18 protein-coding genes are annotated in these 20,141 nt (G+C 70.4%); 8 read left to right on the forward strand and 10 right to left on the reverse strand.

Features of this window, described 5'->3' with window-relative positions; genetic code table 11:
* Window positions 1-278, reverse strand: a 278-nt coding sequence (locus tag VIG79_RS14885; protein WP_331887039.1) for a PLDc N-terminal domain-containing protein, incomplete at its 3' end; no start/stop codon positions are given.
* 221 nt (window positions 279-499) lie between these two features.
* Here VIG79_RS14885 and VIG79_RS14890 point away from each other — a divergent pair.
* A complete protein-coding gene (locus VIG79_RS14890) occupies window positions 500-2,383 on the forward strand; it encodes an acyl-CoA dehydrogenase (protein WP_331887041.1) in 1,884 nt (627 codons plus the stop codon).
* 80 nt (window positions 2,384-2,463) lie between these two features.
* Here the strand turns inward: VIG79_RS14890 and VIG79_RS14895 are convergent, their stop codons facing one another.
* The 5 genes from VIG79_RS14895 to VIG79_RS14915 form a co-directional block, all read right to left on the reverse strand.
* Window positions 2,464-3,552 (reverse strand): hypothetical protein, encoded by a 1,089-nt coding sequence (locus VIG79_RS14895; RefSeq protein ID WP_331887043.1) that lies wholly within the window; start codon window positions 3,550-3,552, stop codon window positions 2,464-2,466.
* A gap of 83 nt (window positions 3,553-3,635) precedes the next feature.
* On the reverse strand, window positions 3,636-3,902 hold the full coding sequence (locus VIG79_RS14900; protein WP_331887045.1) for a DUF6458 family protein: 267 nt from the start codon (window positions 3,900-3,902) through the stop codon (window positions 3,636-3,638).
* 58 nt (window positions 3,903-3,960) lie between these two features.
* A complete protein-coding gene (locus VIG79_RS14905) occupies window positions 3,961-5,775 on the reverse strand; it encodes an NHL domain-containing thioredoxin family protein (protein ID WP_331887047.1) in 1,815 nt (604 codons plus the stop codon).
* Complete coding sequence (locus VIG79_RS14910) at window positions 5,765-6,589, reverse strand: carbon-nitrogen family hydrolase (protein ID WP_331887049.1); 825 nt, start codon at window positions 6,587-6,589, stop codon at window positions 5,765-5,767. Before VIG79_RS14910 ends, VIG79_RS14905 begins: the two co-directional genes overlap by 11 nt.
* Before the next feature lie 9 nt (window positions 6,590-6,598).
* Window positions 6,599-8,644 carry a cytochrome c oxidase assembly protein gene (locus VIG79_RS14915; RefSeq protein WP_331887051.1) on the reverse strand — a complete coding sequence of 682 codons (2,046 nt, stop codon included), beginning with the start codon at window positions 8,642-8,644 and terminating at the stop codon, window positions 6,599-6,601.
* Window positions 8,645-8,683: 39 nt separating this feature from the next.
* Between VIG79_RS14915 and VIG79_RS14920 the strand changes: the two genes are divergently transcribed.
* The 4 genes from VIG79_RS14920 (at window position 8,684) to VIG79_RS14935 (ending at window position 12,485) form a co-directional block, all read left to right on the forward strand.
* Entirely contained in the window at window positions 8,684-9,547 is an 864-nt protein-coding gene (locus VIG79_RS14920) for a maleylpyruvate isomerase family mycothiol-dependent enzyme (protein ID WP_331887053.1), read from the forward strand.
* Window positions 9,548-9,651: 104 nt separating this feature from the next.
* On the forward strand, window positions 9,652-10,212 hold the full coding sequence (locus tag VIG79_RS14925) for a MarR family winged helix-turn-helix transcriptional regulator (protein WP_331887055.1): 561 nt from the start codon (window positions 9,652-9,654) through the stop codon (window positions 10,210-10,212).
* Window positions 10,202-12,076 (forward strand): MDR family MFS transporter, encoded by a 1,875-nt coding sequence (locus tag VIG79_RS14930; protein WP_331887057.1) that lies wholly within the window; start codon window positions 10,202-10,204, stop codon window positions 12,074-12,076. The genes VIG79_RS14925 and VIG79_RS14930 overlap by 11 nt, the downstream gene beginning before the upstream one ends.
* A gap of 37 nt (window positions 12,077-12,113) precedes the next feature.
* Window positions 12,114-12,485 (forward strand): SRPBCC family protein, encoded by a 372-nt coding sequence (locus tag VIG79_RS14935; RefSeq protein WP_331887059.1) that lies wholly within the window; start codon window positions 12,114-12,116, stop codon window positions 12,483-12,485.
* Between the two features lie 23 nt (window positions 12,486-12,508).
* On the opposite strand, the gene VIG79_RS14940 is transcribed toward VIG79_RS14935, so the two are convergent.
* The 3 genes from VIG79_RS14940 to pdhA are packed head-to-tail and all read right to left on the reverse strand — an operon-like array spanning window position 12,509 to window position 16,148.
* Window positions 12,509-13,999 (reverse strand): dihydrolipoamide acetyltransferase family protein, encoded by a 1,491-nt coding sequence (locus tag VIG79_RS14940; RefSeq protein ID WP_331887061.1) that lies wholly within the window; start codon window positions 13,997-13,999, stop codon window positions 12,509-12,511.
* Between the two features lie 20 nt (window positions 14,000-14,019).
* A complete protein-coding gene (locus VIG79_RS14945) occupies window positions 14,020-14,994 on the reverse strand; it encodes an alpha-ketoacid dehydrogenase subunit beta (RefSeq protein WP_331887063.1) in 975 nt (324 codons plus the stop codon).
* Window positions 14,991-16,148 carry a pyruvate dehydrogenase (acetyl-transferring) E1 component subunit alpha gene (gene pdhA, locus VIG79_RS14950; RefSeq protein WP_331887081.1) on the reverse strand — a complete coding sequence of 386 codons (1,158 nt, stop codon included), beginning with the start codon at window positions 16,146-16,148 and terminating at the stop codon, window positions 14,991-14,993. The genes VIG79_RS14945 and pdhA overlap by 4 nt, the downstream gene beginning before the upstream one ends.
* A gap of 605 nt (window positions 16,149-16,753) precedes the next feature.
* On the opposite strand from pdhA, the gene VIG79_RS14955 reads away from it, so the two are divergent.
* Window positions 16,754-17,404 (forward strand): hypothetical protein, encoded by a 651-nt coding sequence (locus VIG79_RS14955; RefSeq protein WP_331887065.1) that lies wholly within the window; start codon window positions 16,754-16,756, stop codon window positions 17,402-17,404.
* A gap of 59 nt (window positions 17,405-17,463) precedes the next feature.
* On the opposite strand, the gene hisC is transcribed toward VIG79_RS14955, so the two are convergent.
* The gene (gene hisC / locus VIG79_RS14960) at window positions 17,464-18,582 is read right to left on the reverse strand and encodes a histidinol-phosphate transaminase (RefSeq protein ID WP_331887067.1); all 1,119 of its coding nucleotides are present in this window, start codon (window positions 18,580-18,582) and stop codon (window positions 17,464-17,466) included.
* A gap of 32 nt (window positions 18,583-18,614) precedes the next feature.
* Between hisC and VIG79_RS14965 the strand changes: the two genes are divergently transcribed.
* Entirely contained in the window at window positions 18,615-19,028 is a 414-nt protein-coding gene (locus VIG79_RS14965; RefSeq protein ID WP_331887069.1) for a phage holin family protein, read from the forward strand.
* Between the two features lie 13 nt (window positions 19,029-19,041).
* On the forward strand, window positions 19,042-20,070 hold the full coding sequence (locus tag VIG79_RS14970) for a LacI family DNA-binding transcriptional regulator (protein WP_331887071.1): 1,029 nt from the start codon (window positions 19,042-19,044) through the stop codon (window positions 20,068-20,070).
* The last annotated feature ends 71 nt before the right edge of the window (window positions 20,071-20,141 follow it).

Below are 20,141 nucleotides of genomic sequence, written 5' to 3' on the forward strand. Positions count from 1 at the left end.
TGCTTGATGTACTTCTCCTGGTCGGCCCGCTGCGCGGCCATCGCGGCCATCTGCCGCTCGCCCATGCTGCGACCGCGGGCGATCAGGTAGATCAGCGCGCCGAGCCAGGGGACGAAGACAAGCAGGATCGCCCAACCGGCCTTGCCCCAGCCACTGACCGTGCTGTCACCGAAGAGGTCCCACAGGCACCGGAACCAGATCATCAGTGCGGAGATCCAGATGAAGAACCAGAAGCTCCAGAGCAGAACCTCTCCGAAGCTGGTGTGCATTGCGTCCATGGTCGCTCCTCGGTTGGACCAGGCGGCTGAAGATCGTCGCGGGCCAAATCATGGCAGGACCGGCAGGTCAAAGTCAGCAGCGGGTACGGCGTGTCGATTCTGCGTAGACGGGTTGCGCTGGTTACCGACCGGTAGCATCATTGGGGTTACTGGCGGGTAACTGCGCCCGCGCACCTCGTGCCGGCAGAGCGCCGCACGCTAGCTGGAAGGGACCCGCGACCATGGGCCACTACAAGTCCAACGTCCGTGACATCGAGTTCACGCTCTTCGAGATGCTCGGCCGCGACGACCTGCTGGGCCAGGGCCCCTATAGCGAGATCGACGGCGACACCGCCCGCGAGATGGTGCGCGAGGTCGCCCGGCTGGCCGAGCACGAGCTCGCGGAGAGCCTGCTCGACTCGGACCGCAACCCGCCGGTCTACGACCCGGCAGCGCACTCCGTGCAGCTGCCCGAGTCGTTCAAGAGGTCGTACGCGGCCTACCTCGAGTCGGGCTTCTGGGCCATTGACCTCCCCGCGGACCTGGGCGGGACCGTCGTGCCGCCGTCACTGCGCTGGGCGGTCAACGAGCTGATCCTCGGGTCCAACCCCGCCGTCGGCATGATCGCGTCGAGCTTCTCCTTCGCCAAGCTGCTCCACATCCTCGGCACCGACGAGCAGAAGAGGCTCGCCAAGCTCATGGTCGACCAGAAGTGGACCGCGACCATGGTCCTCACCGAGCCGGACGCCGGCTCCGACGTCGGCGCGGGACGCACCAAGGCGGTCCAGAACGCCGACGGCACCTGGAACATCACCGGCGTCAAGCGGTTCATCACCTCGGCCGAGATGGACCTCTCCGACAACATCGTCCATTTCGTCCTCGCTCGCCCCGAGGGCGCCGGGCCGGGCACCAAGGGCCTGTCGCTCTTCGTCGTCCCCAAGTTCCACATCGCCGACCTCGACACCGGCGAGCTCGGCAAGCGCAACGGCGCCGTGATCACCAACGTCGAGCACAAGATGGGCCTCAAGGTCTCGACGACCTGCGAGGTGACCTTCGGCGACGGCACCCCCGCGGTCGGCACCCTGCTCGGTGACGTCCACGAGGGCATCGCCCAGATGTTCCGCGTCATCGAGCACGCCCGGATGATGGTCGGCACCAAGTCGATCGCGACGCTCTCGACCGGGTACCTCAACGCCCTGGACTACGCCAAGCAGCGGGTCCAGGGCGCCGACCTCACCCAGCAGGCCGACAAGACCGCGCCGCGGGTGACCATCACCCACCACCCCGACGTCCGCCGCTCGCTGATGCTCCAGAAGTCGTATGCAGAGGGGCTGCGGGCGCTGGTGCTCTACACCGCGACCCAGCAGGACATCGTCGAGGCGGCGCAGCTGGCCGCCGGCTCGGAGGAGCTGCCCGAGGACTCGCCGGCCCAGCTGGCCCGCCGGGTCAACGACCTCCTCCTCCCGGTCGTCAAGGCACTGGGTTCCGAGCGGGCCTGGGTGCTTCTCGGAACCGAGTCGCTGCAGACGTTCGGCGGGTCCGGGTTCCTCCAGGACTACCCGATCGAGCAGTACGTCCGGGACGCCAAGATCGACACCCTCTACGAGGGCACCACGGCGATCCAGGGGCTCGACTTCTTCTTCCGCAAGATCGTCAAGGACCAGGGCGTCGCCATCTCCCACGTGGCCATGCAGGTCCAGGAGTTCGCCAAGGACCTGGGCGCGGCCGGCGGCGCGTTCGACAAGGAGCGCGAGCTGCTGGGGCAGGCCCAGGCTGACGTCCAGGGCATCCTCGAGTACGTCGGCACGGAGGCGTTCAAGTCGGATCCGCGGATGGGCGGCGAGGTCCGCAACGTCTACAAGGTCGGGCTCAACACCTCCCGGTTGCTGCTTGCGGCCGGCGACCTCGTGGTCGGCTGGCTGCTGCTGCGTGAGGCCGAGGTCGCGCAGGAGGCGCTGACGTCGCGGGGTGACACGCTGACCGCGCGGGACCGCGACTTCTACACCGGCAAGGTGGCGGCCGGGCGGTTCTACGCCCGCAACGTGCTTCCCCGGCTCGCCGCGGAGCGCGCCATCGCCGAGGGCACCGACGACTCGATCATGGACCTGCCCGAGTCGGCCTTCTGACCGCAGTCGTCTGACCGCAACCGAGAGCGGCGGCCCGGCCCTCAACGAGGAGGACCGGGCCGCTTCGGTATGCCGACGGCTCACCGCCCGACGAACGTGGCGAGCGCCGCGGTCAGCTCCGGCGAGTAGGGCAGGTCGTCGCCGTAGTGGGCGATCGTCGTGGAGGGGTCCACCTTGAGGACGTGGCTGACCCCATGCTGGGCGAGGAATGTGCTGCCGGGGATCGCCGCCGCCAGCGCCTGGGCGTCGGCGATCGGAACCTGGATGTCCGCGTCTGACCCGGTGACGAGCACCGGCATACCCGCGGGAGTCTGTCCGCCCAGTACGACCGGGTCGGTCGCATCGATCTCCCTCAGGTAGCGGGTGTTCTGGGGGAGGAACAGCGGCGCCAGCTCGGGCGGCAGCGAGGGCACTGGCTGGCCGGCCCGAACCGCACGCACGGCCGAGGCCAACAAGCCGAGGAACTGGTCCCCCTGCTCCGCCGTCATCTGCCCCGCCGACCGGGCGGTGGCGACCTGTCCGGTGATCTGCGCGGTGACGACGTCGAGGAACCGGTGGGAGAGCGGCTCCAGGAGGGCTACAGCGTGCACGGTCGGCGCCCCGGGCACACCTCCCGTTGCCAGCAGCTGCGCGAACAGCGACCCTTCGCTGTGACCGATGACCACCAGCCGTGCAGGGTCCGCATCCGGACGTCCGGCGAGGTAGCCCAGAGCGGCGCCCGCCTCGTCACTGAACGTGCCGACGCCCACGGTGCTCAGGTCGGTCACCGAGCCGCGTCCGGTCGCGCCAGTACCGAGCTTGTCGTACCGCAGGCTGGGCACGCCGGCGGCGGCCAGCATGCCGGCGAGTGCGCGCAGCGTCCCGAAGGTCCCGCCGGTCGTGGCACTGTCGCCGTTCCGGTCGGTCTGACCACTACCAGCGATGAGCAGCGCGGCCGGACCGCGCGGTCCGCCGCTCGACGGGTGCAGATAGCTGGCATGGATCGTGCCGCTCGCGCTGGGGAACGTGACCTCGTCCTCCGTCCAGCCCGCGGGGACCGAGGTCCGGGTCGCCGGGGCCGACGTGGTCGGACCACCAATCCCTCCTGCATCGGCGCTGCAGGCCGTCAACAGCAGCACCCCCAAGGAGGCGACGACGGCGACGGAGGAGGAGAGGCGCGGAGAGGGCATACCGATCACGATCCAATAGTTCTAGTAGTTATAGAACTATCCCTACGCCGTTACCCGCGCCGAGTCAACCCCGGCGGGCGCAGTCAGACGTCGCGACGGTCGTCGCGGACCTCATGCCCGTCGTGCTGGACGTTGCCCTCGTCGATGGTGTGGTGCTCGACCACCGACGTGTGCGAGGTGTTGGTCCGCTGTCGGTTCTGGAGGGTGCCGAAGATGAGCGCCAGCAGCCCGCCGGCCATGAGGATGTAGCCGACGACGTCGAGGTTGGTCTTCAGCAACGTGTCGTCCAACGTCGTGAAGCTGAGAATCGCCCCGATGATGATGAGAAAGACTCCGAGCCCGATCCCCATTGGCCTGCCTCCGTCTTCGCCCCGAGCGTGCGCTGACGGCCTCACCCTAGCCCGGCGTTCAGGTACCTCGCAGGTCCAACACGAACCGGTCGGGTGCTGCCGCGTCGATGATCACCGGGATGCCCCAGTCCTGCTGGAACAGGTGGCAGGCCGGGTTCTCGCCGTCGATGTCGCAGGCCGCGGCCTGCACCGAGACGTGCAGGGTGCCGGCGGGTATGCCGGTCGCCAGGGTGAGGGGACGGGTCAGGCCCGCACCGTCCCCGGCGCCGGCGAGAAGGAGCTCGGGCGGACTGGCCGAGACGACCAGCCGGGTCGGGTCGCCCCATCGGTCGTCCAGCTTCTGGCCCGTCGGTGGGTCGAAGGCGACCACGAGCTCGACCGGGCCCGAGGCGATCGTCGTGGGCGGCCGCTGGGTCTGCCGGGCCCGCCCGACGACCTCTTGCGCGTCGGCCGGCATGGCCACGCGGACCAGTCGGTGGGCCGCGGACTCCACGACCACGAGTCGGGCCGTCCCGTCGTCGGCCCACTCGACGACCGCGTCGCTGGGTTCGGCGAGCCCGCCGGCCAGCGTGGACACCCGGTTGGTGGCCGGGTCGAACCGACGGATCGCCCCGTTGTAGGTGTCGCAGACCGCCACGGAGCCGTCCGGCAGCGGGACGACGCCGAGCGGGTGCTGCAACAGGGCTTCACCGGCCGGACCGTCGCGATGGCCGAAGTCGAAGAGTCCGGTACCCACCTGCGTCGTCAGCCCCTCGGCCGACCAGGTCCGTAGGGCGGACGTCTCGGAGTCGGCGACCCACACCCGACGACCGTCGCCGGACGTCGCCAGCCCCGAGGGCTGGGCCAGCCACGCGCTCTCGCCGGGTCCGTCCCGCAACCCTTCCTGGGTCGTCCCGGCGAGCACCTCGAGCCGGCCCCGCGCCGGGTCGGGATCCAGCGTCAGCCCCCAGAGCTGGTGGATCCCGGCCATGGCCACCACAACCCGGCCGTCCCACCACGCCAGGTCCCACGGCGTCGACAGGTCCTGCTCCAACGCAGGCCCGCCGGCCTCCCGGCGACGCAACGGCGCTCCAGATCCGGCGACGAGGCGGATATCGTTGTCCGACAACGAGATTCCCTTGACCTGATGGTTGACCGAGTCGGCCACCAGCAGGTCGTAGCCCACTTCCGCAGCGGTGTCGGTCGGCAGCAGGAGCACACCCTGTGGCTCGTCGAACTCGCCGGCGCCTCCCCACCGCCGGCGCTCGGTCGCGAGGTCCGGCTCCAGCTGGACGACCTGGTGGTGTGCGGTGTCGGAGACCACGAACGACCCGTCCGGCAGGATCGCGACCTTCCCCGGGAAGCGGAGGGCCGAGGCGGGCGGCGGCGGCGGGGCATACGGGGCGTTCCCGCGCCGCAGGGTGCCCTTGGCCGCGTGCACGGTGACGAGCTCCTCGACCAGGCCGGCGATCCCGGGTCCGTGCCCCTCGCCGGACATCGACGCGACGATGTAGCCCTCGGGGTCGACCACGACGAGGGTCGGCCAGGCGCGAGCGGTGTACGCCTGCCACGTCACCAGATCCGGGTCGTCGAGGACGGCGTGGCCGACCGCATACCGTTCGACCGCCGCCTCGACAGCGGCCGGGTCACCCTCGTGCTCGAACTTCGGCGAGTGGACGCCGATGACGACGAGCTCCTCCGGGAACCGCTCCTCGACCGGCCGGAGCTCGTCGAGCACGTGGAGGCAGTTGACGCAGCAGAAGGTCCAGAAGTCGATCAGCACCACGCGTCCGCGCAGCTCGGCCAGGGTCAGGTCGTGACCGCCGGTGTTGAGCCAGCGGCGGCCGCGGAGCTCAGGGGCCCTGACCCGCACCGCCCGGACGTCAGTGCGCACGGTCGGGCAGGCGCCGGTCGGCCAGGACCGGGAAGTCGGCCCGCCATGAGTCCACGACCGAGAGGTCGACGTCCACGCTGAGCACCTGCTCGTCGAGACCGGCGACGGCCACGGCCTCGCCGGTCGGCAGGACGACCTGCGAGTGGCCGCCCATCTCGGTGCGGGAGTGCGTCCCTGCCGTGTTGCAGGCGATGACGACGCACTGGTTCTCGATGGCCCGCGCGTGGGCGAGCAGCGTCCAGTGCGTGACCCGCCGCCGCGGCCAGGCGGCCGGGATGACGAACACCTTGGCCCCCGCATCGAGCTGGGCGCGGTAGAGCTCGGGGAATCGCAGGTCGTAACAGGTGGACAGGCCAGCGGTCACAGTGCCGCCGGACCCGTCCGGCAGCTCGGTCGTCACGATCTGCTCGCCGGCCTCCATGAGCTTCGGCTCGCCCGCGCCGAACCCGAACCGGTGGATCTTCCGGTAGGTCGCCTGGAGGGTGCCGTCCTGGGCGAAGACCAAGGACGTGTTCCAGAGGTCCTTGCCCTCCGGGCCCGTGCTCCCGTCCGACGAGGTCTCGACGATCGAGCCGGCATGCAGGGTGACGCCGGCCTCGCGCGCGGCCGAGCTCATGGCCGTGGCGACGGCGCCGTGAGGGGTGTCCGCGCGGGACTCCCAGGTCTCGTAGGCGAAGCCGCCGGGGGCCCACAGCTCGGGCAGGACCACCAGGTCGTGGCCGCGCTGCTCCCGCACCAGGGCGGCGACGCGGTCGACCCGGTCGGCGACGCTCTCGTCGTCGCCGTAGCCGATCTGGAGCACCGCGACCTTCACGCGTGAAGCCTAGTCGCGGACATCCGGCGAACCCGCCCGCTCCTGGCGGCGGGCCAGCTCCTGGAGGCGCTGGTTGTATGCCGCGAGCTCGGCCCCTCCGTCCCGTTCGGCCTGGCGGTCGTGGCGTCGGTTCTCGCGCGCGTCCGACCGGATCCAGTCGCGGACCACGATGAGGCTGAGCACGAGGACCGGGATCTCGCCCACCGCCCACGCGATGCTGCCGGCGGCCTGTTGGTCGGCCACCGGGTCGGGGATCCACGGGATGCCGATTGACCCGAAGAAGTCCGGCACCAGCAGGCTCGTCCCGCTCATCAGGGCGACCCCGAAGAAGGCGTGGAACGACACGGTGATGAGGAGGATGAGCAGCCGCAGCGACGGTGCCCACTTCGGCGGCCCCGGGTCGCGCCCGACCATGACCCAGGCGAACAGGTAGCCCGTGACCAGGAAGTGCGTGGTCATCAGGACGTGTCCGGTATGCGTCGTGAGGGCGAGGCCGAACATCGGCGAGTAGTAGAAGACGACGAGACTGACGAAGAACAGCGCGGACGCCACGACCGGGTTGCCGACCACGCGCAACAGCCGCGAGTGCACGAGCCCGAGCACCAGCTCCCGGGGACCCAGGCTGCCGTCGCCGCGGGCGGGCAGCGCCCGAAGGGCGAGGCTGATCGGCGCCGCGAGGACGAGGAACATCGGCGCATACATCGCGATGGTCATGTGCTCGACCATGTGCCAGGAGAACGACACCCGGCCGAGTACGCCCGGGGCGCCACACGTCGCCCAGACGAGGACCAGCCAGCCGACCACCCACCAGACCAGCCGCAGCGGGCTCCAGCGGTCGCCCCGGCGGTGCAGCCGGATCACCCACATGGCGTAGACGCCGACGGCGATGACGGCGAGGACGCCCCAGAGCCAGTCGAACCGCCACAGGGTCAGCCAGGTCGTCCCGGTCGGCGCCGAGGGTGGCGGGTACCCGGTCAGCTGCGCCGACGCGGACGTGTCCAGCCGCCCGGGTGAGGCGGGCGTCGGCGTGCGGGCGAGGGCCGTCGCGAACCCCACCGCCACCCCCATGACGAGGAGCTCGGTCACCGCGAAGCGCAGGAACAGGCCCCGCCCGGGGCTGCCGTCGTTCATCCGTCCCACGACCCGGCGGCGCTGCTGCCAGCCGAGCAGCCCGAGCACCACCAGGCAGGTGGTCTTGACGAGGACGAGGACTCCGTATGCGGTGGCCAGGTTCCCGAGGTCGCCGATCCCGCCCAGCCGGATCACCGCGCTGACGACGCCCGAGACCGCGACGGCGACGAAGCACCACAGCGCCATCGTCGAGTACCGCCCGACGACGACCGGCAGGTGTCGACCCAGAGCCGGCCGGAGCAGGACGACGGCCAGCAGACCCCCCACCCACAGCGACGCCCCCACGAGGTGGGCGGCGATGGTGTTGACCGCAGTCTCGTGGTCGGTGGTGCCGGCCGCGTGCCCGGCCAGGGCGAGCGGGAGCAGAGCGCCGACAGCCAGAAAGGCCGCAGTGGCGATTCCCTTGCGCCGCAAGGACATCGCCGCCACCATGGTGGCCGCCGCAGCGACGAGCGCGCTGATGATCGCCACGCGCAGGGTCTCGAGCGTCCAGACGTAGGCGGTGAACTGGCTCCAGAGCGAGGGGTCGTCGAGCGGCAGGCTTGCGGCGTCCGCGAACCCGAGGACGACGCCCACCAGGGTGGCGACCACCCACACGACACCGGAGGAGACCGCATACCGGCTCGCCTGAAGGCTCAGGGTCAGGTTCTTGCGGCCGGGCACGAGGAAGGCCCCGACGACGAGCAGGCCGACCGTCATGGCGCCGGCGCCGTCCTGGACGACGCGGATCAGCGGAAGGCCCCACCGCACGACGGGACCGACGTCCTCGAGCCCGAGGACGACCGGTATCGCAGCGCCCCCGATCGCGACCGCGACGACGCAGGCCAGCAGGCTGACCCCGAGGGCGGCGAGCGCGGGCCCGCGGTCGGCCGGCGCCGCTGGGGCGGGAGCCCGGCCCGCCTCCGGAGCGCGCGACGTGGTCACCGGATCAGCGTAGAGAGCCTCCCTGGATAAGGTGACCACGTGCCTCAGCACCCTGCTCCACCGACGGACCTCGACGGCCTCGTCGGCGCGTACGAGCAGACGACGCGGGCGGTCGTCGACCTGGGCCAGACGATGTCGGCCCGCGACTTCGCCAAGGACACCGAGTGTCCGGGGTGGACGGTGAAGGACCAGTTCAGCCACATCGCCGGGATCGAGGGCTGGTTGGACGGTGCGACCCCGCCCCGGCTCGACCTACCCGAGCTGACCTACGTCAAGAACGAGCAGGGCGAGTTCATCGAGCTGTTCGTGCAGGAGCGCCGGTCCCGCGAGGGCGCCGACATCGTCGGGGAGCTCGAGGACATCCTCGAGAGCCGGCTCGCCCAGATGCGTGACGCGTCGATGACGGAGCAGACGGTGGTCCGCGGCCCGTTCGGCCGGACGACCGCCGCGAGGGCGATGACGTTGCGGGCCAGCGACATCTGGGTCCACGAGCAGGACATCCGGACCGCGGTCGGGCGGCCCGGTGACCTCGACTCACCCGCCGCCGCGGTGTTCGTGGCAGCGGTGATCCGGGCCTTTCCCCGCGTCGTCGCGCGCGACGCCAAGGTCCCCGTGGGGCACGCCGTCATCATCGACGTCACCGGACCCGTCGTCGCCCGTGCCGGTGCGCGCGTCGTCCTCGACGAACGCCGACGCCCGTTCGGCGAGGAGCTGTTTACCGGCGAGTCCCACGACGAGGACACCGCCAGCGCGCCCACCGAGACGACGTCGATCGTCATGTCCACCGACGCGATGACCCGACGGGCCGCCGGGCGGCGGTCGGTGGCGGACCTCGTCTTCTCCGTCGCCGGTGACGCGGACGTGGCCCACGACGTGCTCGAGAACCTCGTCGTCACGCACTGACCTCTCGGTCGGACTCGGCCCCGGTCAGTTGCTTGCGACATGCAAACGTCTCGTGGCATAGTTGCGTGGCTCATACAACTAACCCTGAGGGAGGTGGGCCATCCATGACGACCGAGACCACGAACGTCGTCCAGCCAACGGAGACGGTCCAGCCGGAGACGGCCCAGACCCTGTCCCACACCCTCGTGCGGGTCATGAAGATCATGAGCGCGATGAAGCACCAGGCGCCGCGGCAGCACCCCGCGGTCGACCCCTCGCACTACCCGGTGCTGTTCTGCCTCTCCGGCACTCCCCTCCGGGTGTCCGCGGTGGCGGACAGCATCCACTCCGACGTCTCAACGGTGAGCCGCCAGGTGAGTCACCTCGTCCAGCACGGGCTGCTCGAGAAGATCGGCGACCCGGACGACGGCCGGGCCCAGCTGCTCTCGCTCAGCCCGACCGGCCGTGAGGTGATCGACAAGCTCGTCCGTGGCCGCGGCCAGTGGTTCGGACAGCTGCTCGCGTCGTGGTCGGACGAGGACGTCCGCACCTTCGACGCCTACCTCACCCGGTTCGGCGACGACCTCGAGGCCTTCAAGGCCCGCGTCGACGCACCGAACCCCACCGTGACCCTTCCCTCCTCGACCTCCGAGACCACCACCCAGGAGCTCGCGCATGAGCGCTGACATAGCCGCCGAGACCACCGCCGACACCCGTGCCGGACGGTCGTCGCTCTCGACCACCAACCCCGACCTCCCCTCCGGCCCGCTCACCCACCGACAGATCGTGACGATCCTCATCGGTCTGATGATGGGGATGTTCCTGGCCGCCCTCGACCAGACCATCGTCGCGTCGGCCATGCGGACGATCGCCGACGACCTGCAAGGCCTGTCCGCCCAGGCCTGGGTGACGACCGCCTACCTCATCACCTCAACGATCGTCACGCCGCTCTACGGCAAGCTGTCCGACATCTACGGCCGCAAGCCGTTCTTCATCTTCGCCATCTCGATCTTCACCGTCGGCTCGGTGCTCTGCACGCTGGCGACCTCGATCGGCACCCTGGCGATGTACCGCGCCGTGCAGGGGCTCGGTGCCGGTGGTCTCATGGCCCTCGCGCTGGCGATCATCGGCGACATCGTGCCGCCGCGTGAGCGAGCCAAGTACCAGGGCTACTTCCTGGCCGTGTTCGGCACCTCCAGCGTCCTCGGCCCGGTCATCGGCGGGTTCTTCGCGGGTCAGGAGAACATCTTCGGCATCACCGGCTGGCGCTGGGTCTTCCTCGTGAACGTGCCGATCGCCATCGCGGCCCTCATCGTCGTCACGCGAACGCTGCACCTGCACCACGAGCGCCGCGACCACCGCATCGACTACTGGGGCGCGGTGACCCTCACCGTCGGCCTGGTCCCGTTGCTCATCATCGCGGAGCAGGGTCGCGAGTGGGGATGGGGTTCGTCCAACGCGCTGATCTGCTACGGGATCGGCGTCCTCGGGCTCGTGGCGTTCTTCGTCATCGAACGGGCGATGGGCGAAGAGGCCCTGGTTCCGTTGCGGCTGTTCCAGATCCGCACCGTCGGCGTGTCGTCGATCGTCTCGGTGTTCATCGGTATGGGCATGTTCGGCGGCATCGCCGCGCTGCCCCTGTACCTCCAGATCGTCAAGGGCGCCACGCCGACACAGGCCGGTCTCCAGCTCCTGCCGCTGACCCTCGGGATCATGTTCGGCTCGATCCTCTCCGGCCAGCTGATCTCCCGGACCGGGCGCTACCGGCAGTACCCCATCATGGGGGCCTTCCTCCTCGCCGCATCGTGCTTCGCACTGCACTACACGCAGGCGGACACCCCGCTCTGGAAGACGCTGATCGCCGTGGTCTTCTTCGGGGTCGGGCTCGGCTTCAACTTCCAGCCGTTGACCCTCGCCGTGCAGAACGCGGTGAGCCCGCGCGACATCGGCGTGGCCACCTCCTCGGCGACGTTCACCCGTCAGATCGGCGGAACCCTGGGCACGGCCGTGTTCCTCTCGATCCTCTTCTCCAAGGCGGCGGAGAACATCCCCGCGGCGTACTCCGCCGCCCGCCAGGACCCGAACTTCCTCGCCGCGCTACAGAACCCTCAGGGCGACGCGGCGGCCAACGCCTCGTTCATCGAGGGGATGAAGCAGGCGGCGGCCGGCAACGGGGCCGCGTTCAACAACGCCCTCCAGGACTCGTCGTTCGTCCAGCGCATCGACCCGCGCCTGGCCCAGCCGTACCTCGACGGGTTCTCCCAGGCCATGTCGACGGTGTTCCTCGTCGCCACGTTCATCCTGCTCATCGCGTTCGTCGTCTCGTTCTTCCTGCCGCACGTGGAGCTGCGGGCGAGCTCGGCCTACAACCAACGAGGCGACGAAGCCGCCGCAGCGGCCCGGGGCGATGCTCCGGCTGATGCTCCGGCTGACGCTCCGGTTGCTCCGGCCGACGCCGCGCTCGTCGGCGCGTCCGTCAACGGCTCGGAGTCGAACGCCGACCGCAAGCCCGGGCGACACCGGGCCCAGCCGGGCGAGAAGCTGCACTGACGCATACCGGTTCGCGGTCGAGCGCATGAGACGCGGGGTGTCCGCGACCGGTGCGCTGCACCCGCGCGCGGTCTGGGAGCGGTATGCAACGCCGTCCGAGTGGCCGTCCTGGGCACCTCAGATCCGCCGGGTCGACAGTGCCCAGGACCGACTCGCGCCCGGCCTCACCGGCCGGGTGCACGGGCTGTTCGGGGTGACCACGGACTTCGAGGTGCTCGCCGTCGACGACGCGCTACGGACCTGGTCGTGGCGGGTGCGGTCGGGTCCGGCGAGACTCACGCTGCACCACGCCGTCCTCGAGGTCGCGGAGGGCACCCAGACGACGATCGAGATCGAGGGTCCGGCCCTCGTCGTGCTCCCGTACGCGCCGGTCGCGCAGGTCGCGCTCCGCCGCCTGGTCCGGCCGTAGGTCACCCCGCCTGAGCCGTCGCCCTACCCCCAGACGAGCCCGCGCGCGGGGTCCTCGAGCAGGGCTGCCAGGTCGGCGAGGAAGCGGCTGCCCAGCTCTCCGTCGATGAGCCGGTGGTCGAACGAGACTGCGATCTGGGTGACGTGCCGGATGGCCAGCTCGTCGTCGCCGGCGGCGTTGGTCACGACCCACGGCTGCTTGCGGATCGCGCCGAAGCAGACGATCGCGCTCTCGCCCGGGTTGATGATCGGCGTTCCGCTGTCGACCCCGAAGACGCCGACGTTGGTGATGGTGATGGTGCCGCCGCTCATCTCGGCCGGCTGGGTCCGGCCCTCGCGCGCGGTCGCGGTGAGCGTCCCGATGGCCTCCGCGAGCTGGCGCATGGTCATGGTGTGCGCGTCCCTGATGTTCGGGACGAGCAGCCCGCGCGGAGTGGCAGCGGCGATGCCGAGGTTGACGTAGCGCTTGACGACGATCTCCTGGGCGGCCTCGTCCCAGACCGCGTTCATGCCTGGGTTCCGCGCGATGGCGACGCACAGCGCCTTGGCCAGGACGAGCAGTGGGGTCACCTTGACCTCACGGAACTCCTTGTCCCGCTTGAGGTTCTCGACCAGCTCCATGGTCTTGGTGACGTCGACGGTGATCCACTCGGTGACGTGCGGCGCCGTGAACGCCGACTGCACCATGGCCTGGGCGGTCATCTTGCGGACGCCCTTGACCGGGATCCGCTCCTCCAGTGCGCCGTCGGACGGGCGGGCCACCGGGGCGGCGACGCCGTCGGTGGGCGCGCCGGAGACGTGGGCCTCGACGTCGGAGCGGGTGATGATGCCGCCGTCGCCGGAGGCGGTCACCTCGTCGAGGTTGACGCCGAGGTCCTTGGCCAGCTTGCGGACCGGCGGCTTGGCCAGGACGCGGCCGGCGCCCGGGTCGCGACTGACGACCGGCTGGGCGGCTCGGGGAGCACGCGCGGTCCGGTCGCCGAGGGCCACCTCGGTGGAGGGGACGAACTCGTCGGGGTTGTGCAGCGGGAACCGCTCGGCGGGTGCCGCGTCGGCCTTGCGTGGGCGGCGCTTGGCCTCGGTCTGCTTGACGCCGTAGCCGACGAGGACCGCGGTGCGACCGGTCGACGTCGTGCCGCCGATCTTGCCCTCCTCGATCTCCTCCTCAGCCACACCAGTGACGCTCGGGTCGACCTTGGGCGCCGGCGACCCCTCGATCCCGGGCTCCACCGCCCCTTGAGCCGGTGCGTCCTTGACCGTCGTCGGTGCGCCCGGCGCCGTCTCCACCGAGATGATCGGGGTGCCGACCTCGACCGTGTCCCCTTCGTTGACGTGCAGCTCGGTCACCAGACCCGCGAACGGGACCGGCAGCTCGACGAGGGACTTCGCGGTCTCGACCTCGACGACGATGTCGTTGACCTTCACGGTGTCGCCCTTGGCGACCCGCCAGGTGACGATCTCGGCCTCGGTAAGGCCCTCGCCGGGATCGGGGAGGCGGAACTGTTGCACGGGCATACGAAACGAGTTCCCTTGTTCTAGAAGGCGAGGGCGCGGTCGACGGTGTCGAGGACCCGGTCGAGATCGGGGAGGAACTCCTCCTCGAGCCGGCTGGGGGGGTAGGGCAGGTTGTAGCCGCCCACGCGCAGGACCGGCGCCTCGAGCGAGTAGAACGCCCGCTGCGTGACCGCCGCGGCCACCTCGGCGCCGAGCCCGAGGTTGGTGGATGCCTCGTGGACGACGACCAGCCGGCCGGTCTTCTCGACCGAGGCGACGACAGTGTCGAGGTCGAGCGGGCTCAGCGACCGCAGGTCGACGACCTCGATGCTCTTGCCCTCGTCCTCGGCGGCCTGCGCCGCCTGGAGGCAGGTCTTGACCATCGGGCCGTAGGCCACAACGGTGCAGTCGGTGCCCTCCTTGATGACAGCGGCCTCGAACAGCCCTCGCGTCGAAGCGGACTCGTCGACCTCGCCCTTGTCCCAGTAGCGCCGCTTGGGCTCGTAGAAGATCACCGGGTCGTCGGTCGCGATGGCTTGCTGGATGCCCCAGTAGGCGTCCTGCGGGTTGCTCACGGTGACGACGCGCAGGCCGGCGGTATGCGCGAAGTAGGCCTCGTTGGACTCGCTGTGGTGCTCCACCGCGCCGATGCCGCCGCCGACAGGGATGCGGATGACCATCGGGAGCTTCACGAAGCCCAAGGAGCGGGCGCGCATCTTGGCGACCTGGCTGACGATGTGGTCGAACGCGGGGTAGACGAACCCGTCGAACTGGATCTCGACGACCGGTCGGTAGCCGCGCAGGGCGAGCCCGATGGCGGTGCCGACGATGCCGGCCTCGGCCAGCGGGGTGTCCATGACGCGTTCCTCACCGAAGTCCTTCTGGAGCCCCTCCGTGACGCGGAAGACGCCGCCGAGCTTGCCGATGTCCTCGCCCATGAGGATGACCTTCGGGTCGTCCTCCATGGCTCGGCGCAGCCCGGCCGTGAGCGCCCTGGCGATCGTCAACGAGCTCATGCCGGCACCTCCTCGCCCTCGAAGCTGCTCCGGTAGGCGGCGAACTCGCGCCGCTCCTCCTCGATGCGCGGATGCGGCTCGACGTAGACGTTCTCGAACATCGACTCCGGCATGGGATCGGGCATCGTCAGGCAGCCCTCCCGGACGCGGGCGGCCAGCTCGTCGGCCTCGCGGTCGACCTCGTCGAAGAAGTCGTGGTCGCCCTTGCCCTCGTGGGCGAGGTAGGCCTTGAGCCGCTCGATCGGGTCGCGCAGCTTCCAGACCTCGACCTCCGCGGAGACGCGGTACTTGGTCGGGTCGTCCGACGTCGTGTGGGCGCCCATCCGGTAGGTCCACGCCTCGACGAGGAACGGGCCCTGACCGGAGCGGGCCTCCTCGAGCGCGTGCTTCGTCACCGCATACACCGCGAGGACGTCGTTGCCGTCGACGCGAACGCCGGGGAAGCCGAACCCGCGAGCGCGCTGGTAGAGCGGGATGCGGGTCTGCCGGTCGTTCGGCTCGGAGATGGCCCACTGGTTGTTCTGGCAGAAGAAGACGATCGGCGCGTTGTTGACGGCAGCGAAGACGAACGACTCGCTGACGTCGCCCTGCGCGGTGGCGCCGTCGCCGAAGTAGGCGATGACGGCGGCGTCGCGGTCCGGGTCGCCGGTGCCGACGGCCCCGTCGCGCTGGATGCCCATGGCGTACCCGGTCGCGTGGAGCGTCTGCGCGCCGATGACGATCGTGTAGAGGTGGAAGTTCTTCTCGTTGGGGTCCCAGCCGCCGTGGTTGACGCCGCGGAAGAGTCCGAGCAGGTTGAGCGGGTCGACGCCGCGGCACCAGGCGACGCCGTGCTCGCGGTAGGTCGGGAAGGCGTAGTCCTGCTTCTTCATCGCGCGGCCGGAGCCGACCTGGGCGGCCTCCTGGCCGAGCAGCGACGCCCAGATGCCGAGCTCGCCCTGGCGCTGCAACGCGGTGGCCTCGGTGTCGACGCGGCGGATGAGGACGAGGTCGCGGTAGAGCCCGCGCAGGTCCTCGTCGGTGAGGTCCTCGACGTAGTGGGCGTAGTCGGCGGCGGCCGCGTTGGCGACCCGCTGGCCCTCGGGGGTGAGCAGCTGAACCATGTCGGGGCCGCCGTCGCCGACCGCCGGCGTCGGGGCGGTGATGTGCGTCATCTCGCTCACTGGTGCTCCTTCTGTGGGTGGCCGGCCGTGTCGTCGACCGGCGCCCGCGTTCCAGGCCGCGGCTCCACCCGGGGTCACCGGAGTGGGCTACGGCAACTCGATGCGAGAGCGGCCTGGGTATGCCCGCGCTCGCCGATGAGCCGTTCGAGCCAAATCTATCCGGGCACCCTGGAAATCTCACAATGCGGACGCTGCGTGCCACGGCGAGGGGCCGCGCGCAGGTTCGGAACCGTGCGCGCAGGGTGCAACCTGCGCGTGACGTGTCGAACCTGCGCGGGGTTGTCCACATCGGCTGCTCGCGGCGACCCATCGTCCACAGGCGTGGCCCACCGGGGTGGTCGGACAGCATAGATCGGTCCACGCTCGGCCCATGGAGGACTGGACAGGAGTGGCCGACAGGCATGGACTGATCCGCACTGCAGAGGCACCCGAAGCCGGTCTGACCGGGCGCCAGGCTGGCTCGCCTGGTCAAGGACGGTGAACTCGTCCGCCTCGGGCGCGGGTGGTACTCCCTCCCGCTGGTCTCTGCCGCTGCGGAGGACAACTCGGCGTGGGCCAGGCGGCGGACCCTGCACGCGGCCCAGGCGAGGGCGGCGGTGGTCGCCTACGAGGGTCGTGCCGCGGCGAGTCACCACAGCGCGCTCGTGCTCCACGGCCTTCCCGCCTACACCGCCGACCTGCGTCAGGTCCACCTCACGCGTACCGCGGACACGTGGTCGCGGCGACGGCCAGGCCTGACCCTGCATCAGATGGTTCCGGACGCTGCCACGACGGACGGGGTGATCGACCTTGGCGTGGCGGTGGTGCAAGCGGGCTGCGTCAACGGTTCGATGGCCGCTCTGGTCGCCGCGGATGCCGCGCTCCACCATGGCCGGCTGGGCCACGACGACCTGCAACGTGCCGGCGATCTGGTGATGGGACCTCGCTCCGCGGTCATCCGCGCGTTGCTCCGGCACGCCGACGGCTCCGCCGAGTCACCGGGCGAGACGCGGCTGCGTCACGCCCTCCAGATGATGGGCTTCTCCGTCAGGCCACAGGTGCGGATCGTCGACGGTTCGTTCGTGGCCGTTGTCGACTTCCTGGTCGAGGACTGCCTTGCGGTCGAGTTCGACGGCTTCGTCCCGTACGGCCGACCACGGGCCTTTGCGACTGAGGTCACGCCGGCCCTGCCGCTGCTGTGTCGCCGTGTGGAGCGCGCTCTCATGCTGGCCGCCAACCGAAGCTTGACCTCGCGCGCAGGTTCGTGACGTCGCGCGCAGGCGGCAACCTGCGCGCACGGTGAGGAACCTGCGCGCGTAGGACGGCGTCAGCGGGGGCCGAACTGCTGGGCGACCTCCAGGAGGCGGTCGTTGGCCTCGGTCTCGCCGATGGTGACCCGGACGCCGTCGTCGCCGTACTGACGGACCATCAGCCCCGCCTCGTGGCACGCCGCCGAGAAGTCGGTCGAGTCCGGCCCGAGCGGGAACCAGAGGAAGTTGGCCTCGCTCGCCGGCAGCTTCCACCCCTGGCCCTCCAGCGCGGCCGCCACCCGGGCGCGCTCCACGACCAAGGCATCGACGCGCTGCTTGAGCTCCGCCACGTCCCGCAGTGACGCCACCGCGGCCGCCTGGGCGATCGAGTTGACCCCGAACGGGACCGCCGTCTGGCGCAGCGCCGCGGCGATCCGGTCGTGCGCTACCGCATACCCGACCCGCAGTCCCGCGAGCCCGTACGCCTTCGAGAAGGTCCGCAGCACCACGAGGTTCGGGTACTCGCGCCACAGCTGGATCGCGTCCGGCGCGTCTGGGTCGGTGACGAACTCGAGGTAGGCCTCGTCGAACACGACCAGGACGCTCGACGGGACCCGGTCGAGGAAGAGCCGCAGCTCGCGCTCACGCACCGCCGGCCCCGTGGGGTTGTTGGGCGAGCACACGATGACGACCTTGGTGCGCTCCGTCACCGCCGCCAGCATCGCGTCCAGCCGGTGCCGCGCCTCGGCGTCGAGCCCGACCCTCACCGACGTCGCCCCCGCGAGCGCCGTGACGATCGGGTACGCCTCGAACGACCGCCACGCGTAGACGACCTCGTCGCCCGCGTCGCAGGTCGCCTGGATGATCTGCCCCAGCACGCCGACGCTGCCGGTCCCTGTCGCGACGTTCGACGTCTCGACGCCCACGGCCTCGGCGATCGCCGCGGTCAGCTCGGTGACCGCCATGTCGGGGTACCGGTTGACCTCGCGCGCCGCCCGCTCGATGACCTTGCGGACGCTCTTCAGCGGCGGGTACGGGTTCTCGTTGCTGGAGACCTTGTAGGCGGTCAGCCCCTCGCGCATCGGTGCCGGCTTGCCCGGGATGTAGGCGGGTAGCCCACCGAGTGCCTCACGGAGCCGTACGTCGTCCGCGGACCCGGGCCGCGAGGACCCCGGCGAGGAGCGCGGCGTCGTCATGTGGACAACTCTAGGCCGGACGTTCTGGAAGGATGACCGCCATGGGTTGGCTCGGCAACGTCGTCGTCAAGACGATCATCAATGGCGCGGCGCTCTATCTCGCAGCCGCCATCGTCCCCGGGATCCATCTTGGGGAGGAGGGCAGCGCGGGCAAGACCATCGTGACCATTCTCCTCGTCGCGCTGATCTTCGGGATCATCAACACGTTCCTCAAGCCGTTGGTCAAGCTGCTCTCCCTGCCGTTCATCGTGCTGACGCTCGGCCTGTTCCTCTTGATCGTCAACGCCCTGATGCTCGAGCTGACGTCCTGGCTGGCCGGCCTCCTGGACCTGTCCTTCCACGTCGACAACTTCTTCTGGGACGCCATCCTCGGCGCCCTGATCATCACCGTCGTCGCCTCGATCCTCAACGCGATCGTCCCGGACCCGGACCGCTCGCGGCGCTGACCCGCGCCACCCTGTGACCACGAACCGCGCCGAGCGCGTCACCATCAGTGACATCGCGCGCCGGCTCGCGATCTCCAAGGCGTCGGTCTCGTATGCGCTCAACGGGCGCCCCGGGGTCAGCTCCGAGACTCGTCGGAAGGTCCTCGAGCTCGCTGACGAGCTCGGGTTCCAGGCGAGCTCGGCGGCGGTGGCCCTGTCGGCCAGCCGGTCGGGAACCATCGGGCTGGTCATCGCCCGTGACCCCTCGGTCATCACCGCCGAGGGCTACTACATGCGGACCCTCTTCGGCGTCGAGCAGTACCTCAACGACGCCGACAGCTCCCTGCTGCTGCGCCTCACCGGCGAGGGGGGCGAAGACCTCGATGTCTACCGGCGGTGGGCCCGGCAGCGGCGGGTCGACGGGTTCCTCCTGTTCGACGAGTTCGACGACGACCCGCGGTTGCCGCTGCTGACCTCGCTCGGCATGCCGGGCGTCCTCGTCACGTCACGGCAGACCGACGACGAGTTCGGCCGGCTGATCACGCCGGAGATCGAGACCGTCACCGTCTTCCTGGACCACCTGCGCGCCCTCGGTCACGAACGCATCGCCCACATCAGCGGTCCGATGGTCTACGTCCACGAGCGGGTCCGAGCCGACATGCTCACGGCCGAGGGCGAGCGACGGGGCATGGAGGTCACCCACCTCGAGGGCACGTATGCCTACGAGTCCGGAGCCGCGCGTACCCGCGAGCTGTTGTCCGCGCCCCGCCGGCCCACCGCCGTCCTGGCCGGCAACGACATCATGGCGACGGCGGCGCTGCGGGTGGCCGGCGAGATGGGGCTGCGGGTCCCGGACGACCTGTCGATCATCGCGTGGGACGACTCGGTGCTCTGCGTCGTCTCGCGCCCCCGGCTGACGGCGATGGACCACGGCCTCATGGAGAAGGCCCGGCTCGCGACCGACCTGCTGTTCCAGCTCATCGACGGCAGCACCCAGCCGCACCGGTGGTCGCCGGTCGGCACCCTCCTGGTCCGTGAGTCGACCGGACCCGCTCCCCGCTAGCGAGGCCTCCACGCCTACCGGCACCGCGAACAGGTCACGAAATGATCACGACTTAACCGGTTCACTTGACA

The sequence above is a fragment of the Lapillicoccus sp. genome (assembly GCF_036559105.1).
Lineage (GTDB): Bacteria > Actinomycetota > Actinomycetes > Actinomycetales > Dermatophilaceae > Lapillicoccus.